The 19,688-nt window shown below is 68.0% G+C and carries 18 protein-coding genes; 9 read left to right on the top strand and 9 right to left on the bottom strand.

Annotated elements, in window-relative coordinates:
• Positions 1 to 253: 253 nt before the first annotated feature.
• Positions 254 to 1,462, bottom strand: coding sequence for a tyrosine--tRNA ligase (gene tyrS, locus IB230_RS18980; RefSeq protein WP_192274419.1), 1,209 nt, complete (start codon positions 1,460 to 1,462; stop codon positions 254 to 256).
• Positions 1,463 to 1,647: 185 nt separating this feature from the next.
• Here tyrS and IB230_RS18975 point away from each other — a divergent pair, with 185 nt between their 5' ends.
• Both IB230_RS18975 and IB230_RS18970 read left to right on the top strand, forming a co-directional pair.
• Positions 1,648 to 3,087 (top strand): peptidoglycan DD-metalloendopeptidase family protein, encoded by a 1,440-nt coding sequence (locus IB230_RS18975; protein WP_192274418.1) that lies wholly within the window; start codon positions 1,648 to 1,650, stop codon positions 3,085 to 3,087.
• An 80-nt stretch (positions 3,088 to 3,167) separates the two neighbouring features.
• Complete coding sequence (locus IB230_RS18970) at positions 3,168 to 4,307, top strand: anhydro-N-acetylmuramic acid kinase (protein ID WP_192274417.1); 1,140 nt, start codon at positions 3,168 to 3,170, stop codon at positions 4,305 to 4,307.
• Here IB230_RS18970 and IB230_RS18965 read toward each other — a convergent pair.
• From IB230_RS18965 to IB230_RS18955, 3 genes are read right to left on the bottom strand one after another with little or no spacing between them, the layout of a single operon-like run.
• Positions 4,304 to 4,531, bottom strand: coding sequence for a hypothetical protein (locus IB230_RS18965; RefSeq protein WP_192274416.1), 228 nt, complete (start codon positions 4,529 to 4,531; stop codon positions 4,304 to 4,306). The two genes, IB230_RS18970 and IB230_RS18965, sit on opposite strands and share 4 nt — an antisense overlap.
• A gap of 46 nt (positions 4,532 to 4,577) precedes the next feature.
• Complete coding sequence (locus tag IB230_RS18960) at positions 4,578 to 5,906, bottom strand: MFS transporter (RefSeq protein ID WP_192274415.1); 1,329 nt, start codon at positions 5,904 to 5,906, stop codon at positions 4,578 to 4,580.
• Complete coding sequence (locus tag IB230_RS18955) at positions 5,906 to 6,676, bottom strand: exodeoxyribonuclease III (RefSeq protein ID WP_192274414.1); 771 nt, start codon at positions 6,674 to 6,676, stop codon at positions 5,906 to 5,908. The genes IB230_RS18960 and IB230_RS18955 overlap by 1 nt, the downstream gene beginning before the upstream one ends.
• A gap of 115 nt (positions 6,677 to 6,791) precedes the next feature.
• Here IB230_RS18955 and pyrE point away from each other — a divergent pair, with 115 nt between their 5' ends.
• The gene (gene pyrE, locus IB230_RS18950) at positions 6,792 to 7,463 is read left to right on the top strand and encodes an orotate phosphoribosyltransferase (protein ID WP_192274413.1); all 672 of its coding nucleotides are present in this window, start codon (positions 6,792 to 6,794) and stop codon (positions 7,461 to 7,463) included.
• Between the two features lie 17 nt (positions 7,464 to 7,480).
• Positions 7,481 to 8,191, top strand: coding sequence for a hypothetical protein (locus IB230_RS18945; RefSeq protein WP_192274412.1), 711 nt, complete (start codon positions 7,481 to 7,483; stop codon positions 8,189 to 8,191).
• A 92-nt stretch (positions 8,192 to 8,283) separates the two neighbouring features.
• On the opposite strand, the gene IB230_RS18940 is transcribed toward IB230_RS18945, so the two are convergent.
• Genes IB230_RS18940 through coaBC form a run of 3 tightly spaced genes read right to left on the bottom strand, consistent with a single transcriptional unit; the run spans position 8,284 to position 12,337 of the window.
• A complete protein-coding gene (locus tag IB230_RS18940; RefSeq protein WP_192274411.1) occupies positions 8,284 to 10,623 on the bottom strand; it encodes a phosphomannomutase/phosphoglucomutase in 2,340 nt (779 codons plus the stop codon).
• A 14-nt stretch (positions 10,624 to 10,637) separates the two neighbouring features.
• Entirely contained in the window at positions 10,638 to 11,102 is a 465-nt protein-coding gene (gene dut / locus IB230_RS18935; RefSeq protein WP_192274410.1) for a dUTP diphosphatase, read from the bottom strand.
• Positions 11,099 to 12,337, bottom strand: coding sequence for a bifunctional phosphopantothenoylcysteine decarboxylase/phosphopantothenate--cysteine ligase CoaBC (gene coaBC, locus IB230_RS18930; RefSeq protein WP_192274409.1), 1,239 nt, complete (start codon positions 12,335 to 12,337; stop codon positions 11,099 to 11,101). Before coaBC ends, dut begins: the two co-directional genes overlap by 4 nt.
• Positions 12,338 to 12,433: 96 nt before the next feature.
• Between coaBC and radC the strand changes: the two genes are divergently transcribed.
• The 5 genes from radC (at position 12,434) to IB230_RS18905 (ending at position 16,901) form a co-directional block, all read left to right on the top strand.
• Positions 12,434 to 13,108, top strand: a complete 675-nt coding sequence (radC, locus tag IB230_RS18925; RefSeq protein ID WP_192274408.1) for a DNA repair protein RadC — start codon at positions 12,434 to 12,436, stop codon at positions 13,106 to 13,108.
• Between the two features lie 99 nt (positions 13,109 to 13,207).
• A complete protein-coding gene (gene argS, locus IB230_RS18920) occupies positions 13,208 to 14,896 on the top strand; it encodes an arginine--tRNA ligase (RefSeq protein WP_192274407.1) in 1,689 nt (562 codons plus the stop codon).
• Positions 14,897 to 14,910: 14 nt separating this feature from the next.
• Entirely contained in the window at positions 14,911 to 15,696 is a 786-nt protein-coding gene (locus tag IB230_RS18915; RefSeq protein ID WP_192274406.1) for an SPOR domain-containing protein, read from the top strand.
• The gene (locus tag IB230_RS18910; protein WP_192274405.1) at positions 15,693 to 16,124 is read left to right on the top strand and encodes a hypothetical protein; all 432 of its coding nucleotides are present in this window, start codon (positions 15,693 to 15,695) and stop codon (positions 16,122 to 16,124) included. Before IB230_RS18915 ends, IB230_RS18910 begins: the two co-directional genes overlap by 4 nt.
• A gap of 21 nt (positions 16,125 to 16,145) precedes the next feature.
• Entirely contained in the window at positions 16,146 to 16,901 is a 756-nt protein-coding gene (locus tag IB230_RS18905; RefSeq protein WP_192274404.1) for an SDR family NAD(P)-dependent oxidoreductase, read from the top strand.
• Between the two features lie 7 nt (positions 16,902 to 16,908).
• Here the strand turns inward: IB230_RS18905 and IB230_RS18900 are convergent, their stop codons facing one another.
• Positions 16,909 to 17,556: a carboxypeptidase-like regulatory domain-containing protein gene (locus IB230_RS18900; RefSeq protein WP_192274403.1), complete on the bottom strand. Its 648-nt coding sequence runs from the start codon at positions 17,554 to 17,556 to the stop codon at positions 16,909 to 16,911.
• Positions 17,557 to 17,699: 143 nt separating this feature from the next.
• Positions 17,700 to 19,589 carry an arginine decarboxylase gene (gene speA / locus IB230_RS18895; RefSeq protein ID WP_192274402.1) on the bottom strand — a complete coding sequence of 630 codons (1,890 nt, stop codon included), beginning with the start codon at positions 19,587 to 19,589 and terminating at the stop codon, positions 17,700 to 17,702.
• Between the last annotated feature and the right edge of the window lie 99 nt (positions 19,590 to 19,688).

The raw sequence follows: 19,688 nt of genomic DNA, 5'->3' as shown, positions 1-19,688 counted from the left end.
TCAGCGCCTTCCTTCGTGACCCCGTCGTTTCCGTCGAGGTGAGCCGCCTATTATGGCGGGTTTTTCTGTTTCGTCAACACCTTTTTTCGAAGTTGTTGGCGAATCTTTTTCCCTCCTTCTGGCGCCCTGCCGGTCCGGCAAGGCCCCGTGCGTCGGGGGAGGGAAAGTATGGCCGGTTCCACCAGCTTTGGGAAGGGGTCTGCGCAGAAATTTTCACGCGCCCTCCACCCCTCTTCCCGCGAGGACGGTCTACTCAGCCAGCCACAAGACGAACTCGGGCGAAATTTCGCTTGCCGACCTGCAGGACGCCCTCGAAACCCGGCGCCAGCTGCAGAGCGGCGTCCTCGACCACTTCGCCTTCCAACCTGACCGCACGCTCCTTGAGTTTGCGGTTGGCTTCGGAGTTGCTGGGAGTGATGCCTGCCGCGGTGAGCAGCGCGGCAATGCGGATGCCTTCAGCCGGCACCACGACATCCTTCAGCTCCAGCAATGAGGTGTCGCCTTGGCCGGTGACGACCGCATGCCAGCCAGCGATAGCCCTTTCGGCTTCGTCGGCACCATGGAAACGGTTGGCCAGTTCGCGCGCCAGGCGAAGCTTCACCTCACGCGGATTCAGCTCGCCGGCCGCCACAGATGCGTTCAACGCCGCCGCTTCCACCACCCCGATCTCGAAGCTCAGCAGCTCGATCCAGCGCCACATCAGGTCATCGCCGATCTTCATGGTCTTGGTGACGATGTCGATCGCCGGCTCGCTGACGCCTATGTAGTTGCCCAGCGACTTGGACATCTTGTTGACGCCGTCCAGGCCTTCGAGCAACGGCATGGTCAGCACCACCTGGGGGGCTTGGCCGTGGTGTTCCTGCAGGCCGCGCCCCATCAGCAGGTTGAACTTCTGGTCGGTACCGCCGAGTTCGACGTCCGCCCGCAACGCCACGGAGTCGTAGCCCTGTACCAGTGGATACAGAAACTCATGGATGGCGATGGACTGCTGGGCGGCGTAGCGCTTGGCGAAGTCGTCGCGTTCGAGCATGCGGGCCACGGTGTGCTGGCCGGCCAGGCGGATCATGTCGGCCGCGCCCATCTCGCCGAACCATTCGGAATTGAAGCGGACCTCGGTCTTCTCCCGGTCCAGCACCTTGAACACCTGATCCTCATAGGTACGGGCGTTGGCCAGCACATCCTCGCGGGTCAGCGGCTTGCGGGTGACGTTCTTGCCCGACGGGTCGCCGATCATCCCGGTGAAGTCACCGATCAGGAAGATCACCTGATGGCCCAGGTCCTGGAACTGCCGCATCTTGTTCAGCAGCACCGTATGGCCCAGATGGAGGTCGGGCGCGGTGGGGTCGAATCCCGCCTTCACGCGCAGCGGGCGACCCAACTTCAGGCGGGCCTCCAGGTCTTCGGACTTGAGGATTTCGTCGGCGCCACGGCCGATCAGGGCAAGAGCTTCTGCGGAGGACACGGGATAGCGGTTCCAGTAGGGGCGGCCACGTGAAGGCCAAGTCAGTGACGTGAAGTTACCGTTAAAAGAAAGTAAATAGTGATGCCAATCAAAAAAGCTATTTGACTCAATGGTTTGACGCGAAGTCTTCGCGTGTCTATGGTACGCCGATTGGGGCTTTGCCTTGGCCCCGGGATGCAACCTTGATGCAAACTCATGGGGGCGGCAACGGCCGCAAGCAACAGTTCCGGGAACGCCTTGGGGTGCTTCGCGATACCGCCGTGAAGCGGCACCTGCCGGAAGGGCGATGGACGCGCCGCCACTGGATCCACGCCAGCCTGTTCACCACCATCGGCGTGCTGATGGCCACCATCGTGCCCGGCTTCTCGAGCGCGATCCAGGCGCCGGTGTCGGAGCCGCGCAACACCCTGCTGCTCGATCTGCCCGAACTGTCGGCGGCGCGCCAGGCCGGCATCGCGGGCGACAGCTGGCAGGTCGTACGGGTGAAGCCGGGCCAGACCATGGGCGCGATCTTCGAGGAGCTGGGCATCCCGGCTGCCACCCTGCACCGCATCCTGGACAACGCCGATGCCAAGAAGGCGTTGACCCGCTTGAAACCCGGCACCGAGATCGCCTTCGACCTGCCCGTCACTGGCGGCCTGCGCACCCTGCGCTACGACCGCGACCCGAGCCACCGCGTCGAGCTGGTGGTGGGCGAGGACAAGATCAGCGAGCGCGTGATCGCGCGTGAGACCACCACCCGTACCGTGGTGCTCAGCGGCAAGGTCGGACGTTCGCTGAACCGTTCGGCCCGCAAGGCCGGCCTGACGTCCGCCAACATCAACTCGTTGACCGACGAGATCTTCAAGTACGACATCGACTTCAACTCGGACCTGGGTCCGGAAGACCGCTTCAGCGTGGTCGTGGAGCAGACCTGGCGCGAAGGCGAGCTGATCAGCACCAGCCCGGTGCAGGCGGCCACGTTCACCGTCGATGGCAAGCTGCATTCGGGCTTCCGCTTCACCCGCCCGGGCGGCAAGCCGGAATACTTCACCGCCGCCGGCCGGCCGCTGAAGAAGAACTTCATCCGTATGCCGATCGCCTACGCGCGCATGAGCTCGAAGTTCGGCGCGCGTCGCCATCCGGTGCTGGGCACGATGCGCATGCACAAGGGCGTGGATTACGCCGCGTCGACGGGCACGCCGATCATGGCGGCCGGCGATGGCCGCGTGCAGTTCGCCGGCTGGCAGGGTGGCTACGGTCGCACCGTCGTCCTGGACCATGGCCGCGGCCACACCACGCTGTACGCGCACATGTCGCGCATGGGCAACATCAAGCAGGGCCAACGCGTGGCGCAGGGGACGGTGATCGGCTACGTCGGCACCACCGGCCTGTCGACCGGTCCGCACCTGCATTACGAATTCCGCATCAACGGCGTGCACCGCAACCCGCTGTCGGTGACGATGCCGCCACCGGAGCCGCTGGCCGGCGCACAGCTCGCTGCGTACCGCACCTACACGGCCAACGCGCTGGCGCGCATCCGCACGGTGGAAGACATCATCTACGCCGATGTCGGCCCCGCCGACGGGGCGGCGAAGGCGACCACGGTCGCGGCCGCCAAGCCGTCCGCCGCCAAGAAAGGCTGACCGAGCCGGTACCCGCGCATGGCGGGATGCGAGAAAAGGCGGGACACTGTCCCGCCTTTTTCTTTGCCCGGCGATCCCGCATGACCCACGCCACCGAAGCCCTCGCTTCCGAGCTTTACCTGGGCCTGATGTCAGGCACCAGCGCCGACGGCATCGATGCCGCCCTGGTGCGTTTCGAAGGCGAAGGCCGCTCGCTGCGTTGCGAGCTGCTGCATGGCCGTACGTTCGGCTGGGATGCAGCGCTGCGCGCGCAGCTGGTCGCACTGGGCCAGGGCGCGGACACCGGATCGCTGGATGCACTGGGCGCCTTGGACGGACGCATCGCGCAAGCCTTCGCGCAGGCCGCCCTGTCGCTGCTGGAGGAGGCCGGGGTGCCGCGCGGCCGCGTGCGTGCGATCGGCTCGCACGGGCAGACGATCCGCCATCGCCCGCACGCCGAGCCGCCCTTCACCTGGCAGCTCGGCGACGGCAACGTTATCGCCGAGCGTTGCGGCATCGCCACCGTCGCCGATTTCCGGCGCCGCGACGTGGCCGCAGGTGGCCAGGGCGCACCGCTGATGCCTGCCTTCCATGCCGCACTGCTCGGCTCCCCGCAGGAGGACCGCGCCGCGCTCAACCTGGGCGGCATCGCCAACTTCACACTGCTGCCGGTCGACGGGGACGTGCGTGGCTTCGATACCGGCCCGGCGAACGCCCTGATGGACGCGTGGTGCGAGCGCCATACTGGCCGCGCCTACGATGCCGGCGGCACCTTCGCCGCCAGCGGACAGGTCAACGCGACGCTGCTGGCCCGGCTGCTGGCCGACCCGTGGTTCGCGCTGCCGCCGCCGAAAAGCACCGGTCGCGAGCATTTCCACCTGGATTGGCTGCAGGCGCGCATGGACGACGCCTTGGTCGCGCCTGCCGACGTGCAGGCCACGCTGCTCGAGCTCACCGCGCGCACGGTGGCGGATGCCCTGCAGATGACGCAGCCGGACACACGGCGCGTGCTGGCGTGCGGCGGCGGAGTGCGCAATCACGTGCTGATGACGCGCCTGGCCGCGTACCTGCCGCAGGCCGTCGTGGAATCCACGGCGTCGCACGGCCTGGACCCGGATTACGTGGAGGCGATGGGCTTCGCATGGCTGGCCCGCGAGACGCTGGCGGGCCGCCCCGGCAACCTGCCCGCCGTCACCGGCGCCTCCGGGCGGCGCGTGCTCGGCACGGTCTACCCGGCCTAGAACCCCTTGCCTGGCGGCACTTCTTTCAACGCACTGATGGCCTGGGCGAGCGCGTTGACCTCTCGATCGTCGAACCCGCCACGGACCTCCGCCTCGCAGACGAACAGTCCCTGCTCCAGCAGGTTGAAGATGGTGTCGTGGATCGGCCAGCCGCGTGCCTGCGATACCCGGCGAATCCGCTCGGCGAGGATGGGATCCACGTCCTTCAGCACGATGTCGGTCATTCCGCGTTCCCCAGCCTGCCCCCGCCGGAAACTGTAGCGCAGTCGGTCAAGCCTGCGTATCCGGCACGTCGACGCCGGTCGCCGCCTCGTGCCCACCGCCGAAGCGGATGCGCGGCGCCAGCCAGAAGAACAGCACGACCGCCGGCACCGCCACCAGCGCGGTGATCCAGAAATACACGCCGTAACCGGTCTGTTCGACGATGCCGCCCGAGATCGCGCTGAGCAGCTTGCCCGGCAGCATCACCAGCGAAGAGAACAGGGCGTACTGGGTCGCGGTGAAGCGCTGGTTGACCAGCGCCGAGAGGAAGGCCACCAGCGTGGTTCCCTGGAATCCCTGCGCCAGGTTCTCGCCGGAGATCACCATCGTCAGTTTCCACAGATCGCCATCGGCACCGATCAGCCAGACGTACAACAGGTTGCTGATCGCCCCCAGCACGATGCCGGCCAGCAACGGCCACTTCACGCCCCAGCGCGCGATCGCGATGCCGGCCAGGAACACGCCCCCCAGGCCCACCCAGATGCCATAGAACTTGGTGACCGTCGCGATCTCGGTCTTGGTGAAGCCCTGGCCGAGATAGAACGGCGCCATGATCCCCCCGCCCAACGACTGGTCGGAAATCTTCGCGAGCAGGATGAACGCGAGCAGCGCGAGCGCCAGCGCAGCACCGAAGCGGCGGAAGAAGTCGAGGAACGGCTCCACGACGCCTTCCTGCAGGCCCTGCGCCCAGGTGGTCATCCGCACGCGCACCACGTCGGGTTCGGAGGCGATCAGGACGGCGACCACGGGGATCAGCATGAAGAACGCCATGGCGACGTACACCTGCGGCCACGGCACGTGGTCGGCCAGCACCAGTGCCAGCATGCCAGTGATGATCAGTGCGATGCGGTAGCCCAGCGAATACGTCGCCAGCAGCGCACCCTGGGATTCCTGCGGCGCGATCTCGATGCGGTACGCATCCACGGCGATGTCCAGCGTGGCGCCGGCGAAGGCCGTCAGCAGCGTGACCCAGATGAAGGGCGCCAGCTTGCCGGGCGTCAGGTGCGCCATCAGCAGCAGTCCGGCGATGACCACCGCCAGCGCCAGCAGCAGCCAGCCGCGGCGCTGCCCCAGCCGCCCCAGCAACGGCAGGCGCCAGCGGTCGACCAGCGGCGCCCACAGGAACTTCAGCGTGTAGGTCATGCCGGCGCTGGCGATCAGGGTGATGTTCTTCAGTTCCAGCCCGTTCTCGGTCAGCCAGTAGGCCAGCGTGCCCGCCACCAGCAGGAACGGCATGCCCGAGGCAAAGCCGAAGAAGAACATCGTCCATGCCGACGGCTGCGCGAAGGCGCGCCAGACGGAGGGCTTGCCGGGCTTCGCGCTGGCGGACGTCGTCATCAGGTGTAGTCCACCGTGAAGGGCGCATGGTCGGAGAAGCGCTGCTCGCGGTAGATCGAACAGGCCTTCAGGCGGTCGCGCAGCGACGGCGTGACGAACTGGTAGTCGATCCGCCACCCCACGTTGTTGGCGCGCGCGGCGCCACGGTTGCTCCACCAGGTGTACTCCTGCCCTTCCGGATGCAGCACGCGGTAGGCGTCGACCCAGCCGCCATCGTCCACGCACATCCCATTCAACCAGTCTCGCTCGGGCGGCAGGCAGCCGGAATTCTTCTGGTTGCTGGTCCAGTTCTTGATGTCCAGCCGGCTGCGCACGATGTTCCAGTCGCCGCACAGCACGTAATGGCGACCGCTGCGGCGCCATTCGTCCAGCACCGGCGCCAGCCAGTCCATCACCTTGAACTTGAAGCCCTGGCGCTCGTCGCCCGACGAGCCCGACGGAATGTAGAACGACACCACGCTCAGGTCGCCGAAGCGCGCCTCGATGTAGCGCCCTTCCTCGTCGAAGTCCGGCCAGCCCAGCGCCGTGCGCACTTCGTCCGGTTCGCGCTTGGCGTAGATCGCCACGCCGCTGTAGCCCTTCTTGGTGCTGGCGTCGCGGAACCACGCCTTGTAGCCAGCGGGGAGGAATTCGGGGCCGGCCAGCTGGTGTTCCTGGGCCTTGGTCTCCTGCACGCACAGCACATCGGCGTTCTGCGTCGTGAACCAGTCGAAGAAGCCCTTGGTGGCGGCCGAGCGCAGGCCGTTGGCGTTGAAGCTGATGATGCGCATGTGCACGTCGTTCGTCGGAAACCGGGCAAGCGTACCCGAACCGGCGCATCCGTCGCGCGACGTCGACCAAGGGGCGGTTATCCTGTCGCCTCACCTGTTCAGTCCCACGCCGCCCATGACCGATCACCGCGCCCGCTTCCTCCAGCTCGCCCTGCATGCGCAGGCCCTGCGCTTCGGCCAGTTCACGCTGAAATCGGGGCGGCAGAGTCCGTATTTCTTCAATGCCGGGCGCTTCGACAGCGGCGCGCGCCTGGCCGGGCTGGCAGCCTGCTATGCGGATGCGGTGGAAGAAGCGGACCTTTCGTTCGACCTGCTGTTCGGTCCCGCCTACAAGGGCATCCCGCTGGCGACCGCGGTGGCCTGCGAGTTCTCCCGCCGTGGACGCGACCTGCCGGTGGCGTTCAACCGCAAGGAAGCCAAGGACCATGGCGAGGGCGGCCTGCTGATCGGCGCACCGCTGGAAGACCGCCGCGTGCTGATCGTCGACGACGTGATCACCGCCGGTACCGCGATCCGCGAGGCGCTGGGCCTGATCCGTGCCGGCGGCGGCACGCCGGCGGGGATCGTGGTCGCGCTCGACCGCCAGGAAGTGCTGGGCGAACCGGGCACCGACGGCGCGCGCCGTTCGGCCGCGCAATCGGTGGCCGACGAGACCGGCGTGCCGGTGATCGCGGTGGCCAGCCTGCATGACTTGCTTGCTTTTGCCGGCGAAAGCGCCGACCTTGTCCACCACCGCGACGACCTGCTGGCCTATCGGGCCCGCTACGGCAGCGCGGCCCAGGACTGACCGCAGTGGGGACTGCCATGATCGTCCGTACCTCCTACATGCTGGCTGCCCTGCTCGTGGCTGCGCCGTTGGCGCACGCCCAGGGCAACAAGGGCGCAGCACCGGCCAACAAGAAGCTTTTCTGCTGGGAAGAGAAGGGCCAGCGTGTCTGCAGCGACGCGCTGCCGGCCGATGCCGTCAACGTGGCACGTGATGAGATCAGTGCCGCCAGCGGCCTGCGCACCGGCGGCGTGGACCGCGCCCTGACCGACGAAGAGCGCGCCCAGGCCGCGATCGAGGCGCAGCAGCAGCTGATCGACGCCGCGGCGGCCGACATGCGCCGGCGCACCGACGCCGCCATGCTGCTGTCGTACCGCAGCGAGGATGAGTTGCGCCGGGTGTTCAACGAGCGCACCGCCATCGTCGACAACAACGTCCGCACCGCCCACTACAACACCATCAGCCTGCGCGATGGCCTGATCAGCCTGCTGCAGACCGCCGGCGACCGCGAACTGGCCGGCCAGCCCGTGCCGAAGGAAATGGCCGCCTCCATCCACCAGCGCCATGCCGAGCTGGTCCGCACGCGCCGCCTGCACCAGAGTTTCGAGAAGCAGCGCACGGACCTGGATACCGAGATCGCCGGCATCCTGGAGCGCTTCCGCGCGATGAAGGGCATCACGCCGGAGCAGGCCGAGGACGCCGCCCTGAAATCCGCCGCACCGGAAGCGCCCGCGCCGGTCCGCAGATAAGGCCGCGGCAGGCACGCGCCAGACGCACCCCTGAAAACAACAACGCCGGGCAATGCCCGGCGTTGTCACGAAGGCGTAGCGCGTTACGGCCCTCAGAACGTCATCTTCAACTCCGGCGCCAGCGCCTGCAGGCGCGTGCGGAACTCGGTCTTGATGCGTTCGAGCGCTGCGCTGTTGTCGGCCTCGAAGCGCAACACCAGGATCGGCGTGGTGTTCGAGGCACGCACCAGGCCCCAGCCGTCGTCCCAGTCCGCGCGCAGGCCGTCGATGGTGGACAGGCGCGCACCCTCGAATTCGGCACCGTCCACGAAGCGCTCGACGATGGCGTGCGGCGTACCGTCCACCACGTCGACCTTGATCTCCGGTGTGGACACGCCATCGGGAAGCTCGGCCAGCACCTCGGACGGCGTCTCCGAGCGATTGGCCAGGATCTCCAGCAGGCGGGCGGCGGAGTAAAGGCCGTCGTCGAACCCGTACCAGCGCTCCTGGAAGAAGAAGTGGCCGCTCATCTCGCCGGCCAGCTCCGCGCCACTTTCGCGCATCTTGGCCTTGATCAGCGAATGGCCGGTCTTCCACATCATCGGCGTGCCGCCATGGCGCAGGATCCAGCCCTGCAGCTTTCCCGTGCACTTCACGTCGTAGATGATCAGTGCGCCGGGGTTGCGTTCCAGCACGTCGGCGGCGAACAGCATCAACAAACGGTCCGGGAAGATCACCGCGCCTTCCTTGGTTACCACGCCCAGGCGATCGGCGTCGCCATCGAAGGCCAGGCCGATGTCGGCGTCGAACCGCTTCACCGTCTGGATCAGGTCTTCCAGGTTGTGCGGCTCGCTGGGATCCGGATGGTGATTCGGGAACGTGCCATCGACCTCGCAGTACAGCGGGATCACGTCGGCACCGATGGCCTCGAGCAACTGGGGCGCGATGTCGCCCGCCACACCGTTGCCGGCGTCGACCACGATCTTCAGCGGCCGCTCCAGCTGCACGTCGTCCGCGATGCGCTGGATGTAGTCGGCCGCGATGTCGCGCTGCTGCAGGTCGCCCGGCGCGCCCGCCACGTACAGCCGGTTGTCGCGGATGCGTTCGTACAGGTCGGTGATGGCGTCGCCCGAAAGGGTCTGGCCGCCCACCACGATCTTGAAGCCGTTGTAGTCCGGCGGATTGTGGCTGCCGGTGACCGCCACGCAGCTGCCCGCGCGCAGGTGGTAGGCGCCGAAGTAGGCCACCGGGGTCGGCGCCAGGCCGATGTCGATGACATTGCGGCCCGCCTTGCGCAGGCCTTCGATCAGTCCGCCAGCCAGGTCCGGGCCGGACAGGCGGCCATCGCGGCCCACGACGATGTCGGCCAGGTCCTCGTCGCGCATCACCGAGCCGATGGCCAGGCCGATCAGTTCGGCGACCTCGACGCTCAGCGACTTTCCGACGATGCCGCGGATGTCGTAGGCACGGAAGATGCCGGGGTCGACTTCGACCGTCTTGCCTTCGGCCTGGCGATAGGCGTCACCGTCCTCGTCGGCGGCCACGACGGCACGTCCGGGGACGACGGGCGGCGGTTCGCGCAGCAGCGCTTCGCCGAGGGTGGGCTCATCCGTGTCGCTCATCTCTGCTCCTTTCTTTCCAAATCGTCCCAGGGCCGCCCCACCGCGCGCGAACACCACCGCTGCGACCGCCAGGCCTGCCAGCAAGGCCGCGACGACGAGGGCAGGAATCGCCCCCAGACCCAACGGGCCGGGCTCGCTGTCGGGAGCCGCCGTCGCCACGCGCAGGCCCGTCTTGCCGACCGCGTGAGCCATGCGCTCGGCTCCGTCCGCCAACCGGCTGCTGCCACGCTGCACGATCGAGTAACCGCCCTGACGCAACGCCAGATAGGCGCCCTCCGGCATCGTCACGTGCTCGAATCCCTCGGTCAGTCGTGCCAGCGGCAGCCGCACGTACACCACCCCCTGCGGCACCGCTGCGGCGAGGCCGAAGGAAGTCTCCTTGCCATCCTTCACCACACGGGCCGCCACCGCGTCACCCTGCATCCCGGCTTCCAGCAAGGCCAGCTTGCTGTAGCCGAAGGTTGCGGCATCGTCATAGGCCGAGGTCAACGCACCGTCGAGAATCTCGACCTGCTCCACCCTGGCCCACCCCTCGCGGATTGCGGCCATGGCAGCGGTGGTGTCGTTCGACGCCAGCGCCGCCTTGACCGGTGCGGCGGCCAACCGCTGTTCCAGCTGCTTGACCGCCGCCGCATGGCTCGCGTGCACGGCCTGTACCGCACCGTCGCGCGCGCGCTCCGTTTCTTCCAGCAGGCCGGCGTCACGCCACTGACGGATACCGCTCCACGCCATCAGCGCTGCCAGCAAGGCGAGCAACACCGCCAGCTTCGGCAGCGCGCTGCGCAGGTCGCCTACGGGAATCCGCATGCGGCTCTCGTTCGTCGTGTCCATCGTCTTGTCCCCTGTCATCGCACGCCGGTGTGGCCGAAGCCACCCGTCCCCCGTGCGCTGTCGGCGAAAGTATCCACCACCTGCAGGCTCACGCGCACGACGGGCAGCACCATCACCTGGGCGATGCGGTCGCCCGGCTGGATGGTGAAGGCCTCGTGGCCGCGGTTCCACACGCTGATCAACAGCGGCCCCTGGTAGTCGGCATCGATCAGCCCCGTGCCGTTGCCCAGCACGATACCGTGGCGATGACCCAGCCCGGAGCGCGGCAGCACCACCGCGCACAGCTGCGGGTCGCCCAGATGCAGCGCGATACCGCTGGGCACCAGCGCCGCGTCACCCGGCTCCAGCACCAGCGGCGCTTCCAGCGCCGCACGCAGATCCATGCCGGCGCTGGCCTCGGTGGCGTAGGCCGGCAGCGGCCATTCATCGCCGAAGCGCGGGTCCAACAGCTTCACTTCCACTGCGCGCTCTGCACTCATGCGTCCAGTCGCTCCACGATCAAATCGATGAGTTCGTCAGCCAGTTGCGTCTTGGGCGCGGACGCGAAGCTGCGCTCGCCATCCTTCCAGTACGCGGTCATCGCATTCTGGTCGCTTTCGAAGCCGCCATCGGCGATGCCCACGCGGTTGGCCACGATCATGTCCAGCCGCTTGGCGTCCAGCTTTTTGCGCGCGTACTCGGCCACGTTGTTGGTTTCGGCGGCGAAACCGACCACCAGTTTGAGCGCCTGCGTCTGCGCGGCGACCTCGGCCAGGATGTCGGGCGTGCGCACCAGGTCCAACGCCAGCGATTCGCTGGATTTCTTGATCTTGTTGGCCGCCGGTTCGCGCGGCGTGTAGTCCGCCACGGCGGCGGCGCCGATGTAGATGTCGGCCGGCAGCGACGCGAACACGGCGTCATGCATCTGCGCCGCCGACCGCACGTCCACGCGGCTCACGCCCGCGGGCGTGGGCAGATGCACCGGGCCCGCCACCAGCGTCACACGGGCACCGCGCCGGGCGGCGCTGGCCGCGACGGCGAAGCCCATCTTGCCGCTGCTGCGGTTGCCCAGGTAGCGCACCGGGTCCAGGTCTTCATAGGTCGGGCCCGCGCTGACCACGACCTTCAGCCCCGCCAGGTCCTGCGGCCCCTGCGGCCCCTGCGGCACGACCGTAGCCTGGCCCACCAGCGCCGCGACGATCTCGTCGGGCTCTGCAAGGCGTCCGGGGCCGGATTCGCCCTCGGCGAGCGGTCCGTCGTTCGGGCCAACCACGTGTACGTCACGGCCTCGCAGCGTGGCCAGGTTGGCCTGCGTGGCGGGGTGCTGCCACATGCGGTGGTTCATGGCGGGCGCGATCGTGATGGGCGCGGTGGTCGCCAGACACAGCGTGGTCACCAGATCGCCGGCCAGTCCGTGCGCCAGCCGCGCCATCAGGTCGGCGGTGGCCGGCGCCACGATGACGCGGTCGGCCCAGCGCGCCAGTTCGATGTGGCCCATCGCCTGCTCGGCGGCACTGTCCCACAGGGTGGTGCGCGTCGGCTGCCCGGACAGGGCCTGGAAGCTCAGCGGCGTCACGAATTGCTGCGCACCGGCGGTCATGGCGACCTGCACCTCGGCACCCGCGTCGCGCAAGCGCCGCACCAGCTCCAGCGCCTTGTAGGCGGCAATCCCGCCTCCCACGCACAGCAGCAGGCGTTGCCCCGCCAGACCCTGCGTCTTGTCCGATCCACTCACGTCGGCCCATTCCTACGTCGATACCGGCGATTAGCTTACCCGAACGCCCCGTGAGGCCCGATGCACGTGCGGGCGGTCGCGGCCGACCATAGGGTCATGCATATCCGCGACTGGCCCCTCGACGAACGACCCCGCGAGAAACTGCTCGCCCGGGGGCCTGCCAGCCTCAGCGACGCCGAGCTGCTGGCCATCTTCCTCGGCTCCGGCCTGCGCGGGCGGGATGCCGTCGCCACCGCCCGCGAGCTGCTCGCCCACCACGGCCCCCTGTGTGCCCTGCTCGAACGCGCACCGGCCCAGCTCATCGACCTGCCCGGCCTGGGGCCAGCCCGGGCCTGCGCGCTCGGCGCAGCACTGGAACTCGGCACCCGCCTGCTGCACGCCTCGCTGGCACGCGGCGACGCCATCGGCGATCCGGACGCGGCAGGCCGCTACTTCGCCCAGCGTCTGCGGGGACGGCCCCACGAAGTCTTCGCCGCCCTGTTCCTCGATACCCGCCATCGCGTGCTGGCCTTCGAGGAACTGTTCCAGGGTTCCGTGGACAGCGCGGAGGTGCACCCACGCGAAGTGGCCCGGCGCGCGCTGGCCCTGAACGCCACGGCGCTGATCGTGGGCCACAATCACCCGTCCGGGTGTGCGGAGCCGTCGGCCGCGGACCGGGCGGTGACCCAACGGCTGAAGCAGGCACTGGCGCTGGTGGATGTACGCCTGCTCGATCATTTCGTCGTCGGCGACGGACCACCGCAATCGATGGCGGCGCGCGGCTGGGTCTGAGCGACGGGGTCCGGAAGGGCCTCGCTGAACCGCGCCGATCCCACGCGGAGACCGGGAAAACCTAGAATAGGCGGTTCCCACGCAACACGACGGTCCTCCGTGAAAGCTTCCCTCCGCGCCTTGATCGCCCAGGGCATCGACGCCCTGCGCTCCGCCGGCACGCTGCCGGCCGACACCGCCACGCCCGATTTCGTGGTGGAGCGGCCCAAGACCCGCGAGCACGGCGACTTCGCCACCAATGCCGCCATGCAGCTGGCCAAGGCCGCGCGCAGCAATCCGCGCGCCATCGCCACGGCGCTGGTCGCGGCCCTGCCGGCCAGCGACGATGTGGCGAAGGTCGAGATCGCCGGTCCCGGCTTCATCAACTTCCATCTCAGTCCCGGCGCCTACCAGCGCGAAGTAGCGGCGGCGCTGGCGCAGGGCGACGCATACGGCCGCAACGACAGCGGCCAGGGCCGCACCGTTGGTGTCGAGTACGTGTCGGCCAACCCGACCGGTCCGCTGCATGTCGGCCACGGCCGCGCCGGCGCCATCGGTGACTGCATCGCGCGCGTGCTGGCCGCCAACGGCTGGAACGCGAAGCGCGAGTTCTATTACAACGATGCCGGCGTGCAGATCGACAACCTGGCCAGGTCCACGCAGGCACGCGCACTCGGCCTGACGCCGGACAGCGAAGGCTGGCCTGAGGGCGGCTATCGCGGCGACTACATCGCCGACGTGGCCCAGGCCTACCTCAACGGCGATTCGGTCGAGGTCGAGGGCCACGTGGTGATCGGCGAAAAGGATCCGCAGGACCTCGACGCCATCCGCCGCTTCGCTGTGGCCTATCTGCGCCGCGAGCAGAACCTCGACCTGGCCGCGTTCGGCGTCTCGTTCGACCGCTACTTCCTGGAGAGCTCGCTGTACGCCGACGCGAAGGTCGAGGAAACCGTGCGCAAGCTGGTCGCCTCCGGCCACACCTACGAGGAAGGCGGCGCGCTGTGGCTGAAGTCCACCGACTTCGGCGATGACAAGGACCGCGTGATGCGCAAGTCCGACGGCAGCTACACCTACTTCGTGCCGGACGTCGCCTATCACCTCAGCAAGTGGCAGCGTGGCTACGAGCGCGCCATCACCGAACTCGGCGCCGACCATCATGGCTCGCTGGCGCGCGTGAAAGCCGGCCTGCAGGCGCTGGGCGAGGGCATCCCGCAGGGCTACCCCGAATACGTGCTGCACCAGATGGTCACCGTGATGCGCGGCGGCGAGGAAGTGAAACTCTCCAAGCGCGCCGGCAGCTACTTCACCCTGCGCGACCTGGTGGAGGAAACCAGCGCCGACGCGACGCGGTGGTTCCTGATCGCGCGCAAGCCGGATTCGCAGCTGACGTTCGACATCGATCTCGCCCGCCAGCAGAGCAACGACAACCCGGTGTTCTACGTGCAGTACGCGCACGCCCGCGTCTGCAGCCTGCTGCGCCAGGCCGGCGAGAAGGGCTACGCCTACGATCAGGCCAACGGCCTGGCGAACCTGGCGCGCCTGGACGACGACACCTCGCTGCAGCTGATGGCGGAACTGTCGCGCTATCCGGAAGTCGTGGAAGCCGCAGGCGAGTCGCTGGAGCCGCACGTCGTGGCGCAATACCTGCGCGAGTTGGCCTATGCTTTCCATACGTGGTACGCCGGCACGCCGGTGTTGATCGACGACGCGGCGGCGCGCGATGCGCGACTGGCGCTGGCCTTGGCGGTCCGCCAGGCGCTGGCGAATGGACTGGACCTGTTGGGCGTCAGCGCGCCCGAGAAGATGTGAGCGGAGAGCAGTAGATGGCAGCAAGGCGCGGCAAGAACCAGGCCACCCGCAATTCCGGCCATGCCACCCCACCCTGGGTGTGGCTGATCCTCGGCTTGCTGATCGGCCTGGCGGTGTATTTCATCGTGCCCGGCCTCGGCAAGAAGGACGGCGACGGCTTCTTCCGTCCGCAGCCGAACCCGGATGCCCAGCCTGCACCGATCGACAGCGCCGATGTCGATGCGGTGGTGCCGGATGCACCGGCCGATGCGCCGGCCACGCCTTCGACCGATGCAGGCGCGCCGAAGGAGACGCAGTACGATTTCTATACGCTGCTGCCGGGCAAGGAAGTGCAGATGTCCGATGCGGAACTCGCCGCCAGCGCGCGCGAGGAGGAAGCCCGCAAGGCCCGTGCCGCGCTGAATGGCCAGTCGCCGATCGCCGCCGCCACGCCTGCCACGACCGGGCCCGCGGCGCAGCCCGCGCCCATCGATGAATCGCCAGCCCCGCGTACGCCGGAAACGCCGCGGCCGGCGGATGCACCGCCGCCGCCCCGGGCCGCCACGACCGTGGCCAGCGCCGACACAGGGGCCCGCTACATCCTGCAGGCCGGTGCCTTCGGCGCCTCCGGCGACGCCGAGGCCACCAAGGCCAAGATCGCCATGCTCGGCCTCAGCGCCCGCGTGGAATCCGCGCAGATCAACGGCAAGACCGTGTACCGCGTCCGCATGGGGCCCTATGGCACCGCCAGCGAACTGGCCGAAGCGAAGCAGAAGCTCGCCAGCGGCGGCCTGCCCGCGATGGCGGTGAAAGCGCAGTGACGGCGCCGCGTCCTTCCTGGCAGCGGCTACTGCTGGCGACACTGCTGGCGCTGTTCGCCCTGTTGCTGGGCGCCACGCTGAGCAGCCTGCTGCCGGAAGCTTGGCGCCGTGGCGTTCCGACGGGGATGGGCTACCTGGCGCCCATGAGCTATCTCATTACCGCCGGCTGCATGGCGCTGGGTGGCGCGCTGGCCGGGCACCGGTTCGTCATCATCGCGGTAGGCCTGAGCGTTGCGTTGTGGACCAGTACGCTGGTGATGCTGGCGGGAGTCGGCGGACTTCAACCCGACGGCGCCTCGCCCCTAAGCCAAGTGCTGCGTGGCAACGCGTTGAACATGCTGCTCTCGGTCGCCGCAGCGACCTTGGGTACCCTCGCCGGCGCACGTTGGCGCGCCCAGCGCCGGGCTCGCAGCGCGCCAGCATCCTGATTCCCCCTTGCTGGAAACGCCATGACTCGTACTGCTCTCATCACCGGCGCCACGTCAGGCTTCGGCGCCGCTGCTGTCCGTCGTTTCGCAGCCGCGGGCTGGCGCGTGGTCGCCACCGGACGCCGCGTGGAGCGCCTGCAGGCGCTGGTGGATGACGTCGGTGCCGACAAGATGCATGCCGCCGCCTTCGACATCCGCGACGAGGCCGCCATGGACGCTGCCCTTGAGGCGCTGCCCGAGGGCTTCCGCGACATCGATCTGCTGGTGAACAACGCCGGCCTGGCCCAGGGCACGCTGCCCGCGCAGACGGCGTTGCTGTCGGACTGGCGCACGATGATCGACACCAACATCACCGCACTGGTCACGCTGACGCACCGGCTGCTGCCGACGCTGGTCGAACGCAAGGGCGCCATCATCAACATCAGCTCGGTCGCGGGCGTGTATCCGTACCCGGGCGGCAATGCCTACGGCGGCAGCAAGGCGTTTGTCAGCCAGTTCTCGCTGGGCCTGCGCAGCGACCTGCACGGCACCGGCGTGCGCGTGACGACGATCGAGCCGGGCATGGCGGAAACCGAGTTCACCCTCGTGCGCACGCATGGCGACCAGGCGGCGTCCGACAAGCTTTACACCGGCGCGAACCCGATGACGGCCGACGACATCGCCGAGTCGATCTTCTACGTCGCGACGCTGCCGCCGCACCTCAACGTTAACCGGCTGGAGATCATGCCGGTGACGCAGTCGTTCGCAGGCTTCCAGGTCGCACGCGAAGCGACCTGACGCTGTCCTACTTGCAGGGCAGCAGCTTCGCCGCCAGCCGGCCACCGCGGGTCAGCGCCGTCTTCACGGTCGTGTCGCCCGGCTTGATCTCGACATCCTTGATCATCTCGTCGTTGCGCGCCACGGTGTAATCCTGGCGCTGGTAGTGGTTCACCGCGCCGTATCCTGTATTGCTGGTGCCCGCATAGACATCCCGCGACATCGCCTGGTTGAAGGCGAACTGCATGAACAGGTAGTAGCGCCCCGGCTGCATTTCCTGGAACCGGAAATTGCCCTTCGCGTCGGTTTCCGTTTCGACCCGCGTGGCGTACGCATCGTCCGACATCGTGACCACGCGGTTCCGCTGATCCTTCTTGCGGAGCCTGACCCACTCGTCGAGATAGGGCGTCGCCGGGAACAGCATCACCTGTGTGTTGTCGGCCAGATAGACGTAGCCGTCGTGGTACGAGCATGCGACGCCCGTGATGCTGGCATTGCCCTTGTCCAGCGCCGCCACCGCCTGCGCCTTGTCGAAGGCGATCTGCGGCTGTACTTCTTCCACCTGTGGCCGCGTATCCACCTTGGGGGACGTCCTGAGCTGCGCCGCGGCGGGCCATGCCACCATCACGCAAGCCACGACACTCCACCACGACACGCGCCTGATCGTTCTGCTCATCCCTGACTCCCTGGTTGCTTCATGCATGTAGTCGCGCTCGCCATTTCGCAGGCGATGCCGCTCGCTGCCTGTCTATCATCGCGCCAACACCATGACAAGCCGACAGAGACTGCATCCAACGCCGTCAAGGCGACGTGCAGGATTCAGCCCAGCGGCTCATCCGACAGGTAGGTGTAGCCGGTCAGTCCGGCCTCAAGGGCATCGGCCAGGCGCTGCGATTCGTCCGCCGACAGGCCGGCTTCGTCCACGCGCTGCTGGTACACCGCGCGCAGGTCGTCCAGCCTGTAACCCACGTAATCGAGCATCACATCGGTGGTGTCGCCACGGCGCTGCTGCGTGAGCAGATAACCGGTGCCCGCATCGGCACTGACTTCCACCGCGTCGGTATCACCGAACAGGTTGTGGATGTCGCCGAGGATTTCCTGGTACGCACCGACCAGGAAGATGCCGAGGCGATAGCTCTCGCCGGGCTTCATCGCATGCAGCGGCAACGAGGAGTCCAGGCCCTCGTTCTCGACGTAGGTCTTGACCATGCCATCGGAATCGCAGGTCATGTCCGCGATGATGCCGCGACGCTGCGGCGCTTCGTCCAGGCGCTCGATCGGCACGATCGGGAACACCTGGTCGATCGCCCACACGTCGGGGATCGATTCGAACACGCTGAAATTGACAAAATACTTGTCAACCAGGCGCTCGTTCAGCTCGTCCAGCAGGTCGCGATGGCTGCGCTCCTCGCTGCTCAGGCGGCCACGCACGGCATGCGCGATGGCGTAGAACAGGTCGTCGATGCGCGCGCGATGCACCAGGTCGATCTGGCCCAGCGCGTACAGCGACAGGCCTTCGCTGTGGTGGTGCTGCGCCTCGTGGAAGAGCTCGACGGCCGGCCGCGTGTCGAGTTCGCCGTGGATCTCGCGCAGGTGGCGGATCACCGCCGGTTCGTCGTCGTGCGCGGGCGGCACGCGGCCTTCCGGCGCCTGCTCGACTTCCGACACGTTGACCACCAGCACGGCGTGGTGCGCAGTCATCGCGCGGCCGCATTCGGTAACGATGCGCGGCGGGTTCAAGCCATGCTGTTCGCAGGCTTCGGCCAGCGGCTGCACGATGTTGCTAGCGTACTGGCCGATGCCGTAGTTGATCGAGCAGTAGCTGCGCGACCGCGTGCCTTCGTAATCGATGCCCAGGCCACCGCCGACATCGACGTGGCTGATGGTCGCGCCAAGCTTCGACAACTCGACGAAATAGCGCGTCGCCTCGCGCATGCCGTTGGCGATGTCGCGCACGTTGCTGATCTGCGAACCCATGTGGAAGTGCAGCAGGCCCAGCGTGTCCTGCAGCCCGGCGTCGCGCAGCTGCTTCCACAGGTCCAGCACCTGGCGCGGGGAAAGGCCGAACTTGGCCTTGTCGCCACCGCTGTTCTGCCACTTACCCGCGCCCAGCGTGGCCAGGCGCATGCGCACGCCGAGACCGGGCTTGACGCCCAGCGCGCGCGACTCCTCGATGACCAGCGCCAGCTCGGACGGCTTCTCGATGACGATGAAGGTCTGCAGGCCCAGCTTGCGGCCGATCAGCGCCAAACGGATGTATTCCCGGTCCTTGTAGCCGTTGCAGACGATCAGCCCGCCCGGGCGCGACAGCGCCAGCACGGCCATCAGCTCGGGCTTGCTGCCCGCTTCCAGACCGAAGCCCTCACCCGCATGCGACGCCAGCGTGCCGGCGACGCCGCGATGCTGGTTGACCTTGATCGGATACACCGCGGTGTAGCCGCCCTTGTACTCCCAGTCGGCCTGTGCCTGCGCGAACGCCGCCTGCAACTTGCCCAGGCGGTCGCCGAGGATGTCGGGGAAACGCACCAGCAGCGGCAGCTGCGCGCCCTGCGCGCGCGCGGCGTCGACCACCTCGGGCAACGGGATCACCGGCCCCTGTACGCCCTTGGGCGACACCACGATGCGGCCGGCGGCGTCCACGTCGAAATACCCTTCGGCCCAGTGCGGGACGGAGTAGGTCTTGCGGGCGTGGTCGGTGGACCAGGACATGGCGGTTTTCCAGTGGGGTGGCGAACGGAGGCGCATTCTACAGGCTGCGGTCACATGGGTCCGTTACAATGCGCCCCCGCGCTCAAGCCCCTCTCCCGT

The organism is Pseudoxanthomonas sp. PXM01 (assembly GCF_014851815.1).
Classification (GTDB): domain Bacteria; phylum Pseudomonadota; class Gammaproteobacteria; order Xanthomonadales; family Xanthomonadaceae; genus Pseudoxanthomonas_A.
This window is presented reverse-complemented; position numbering and strand designations above follow the sequence as displayed.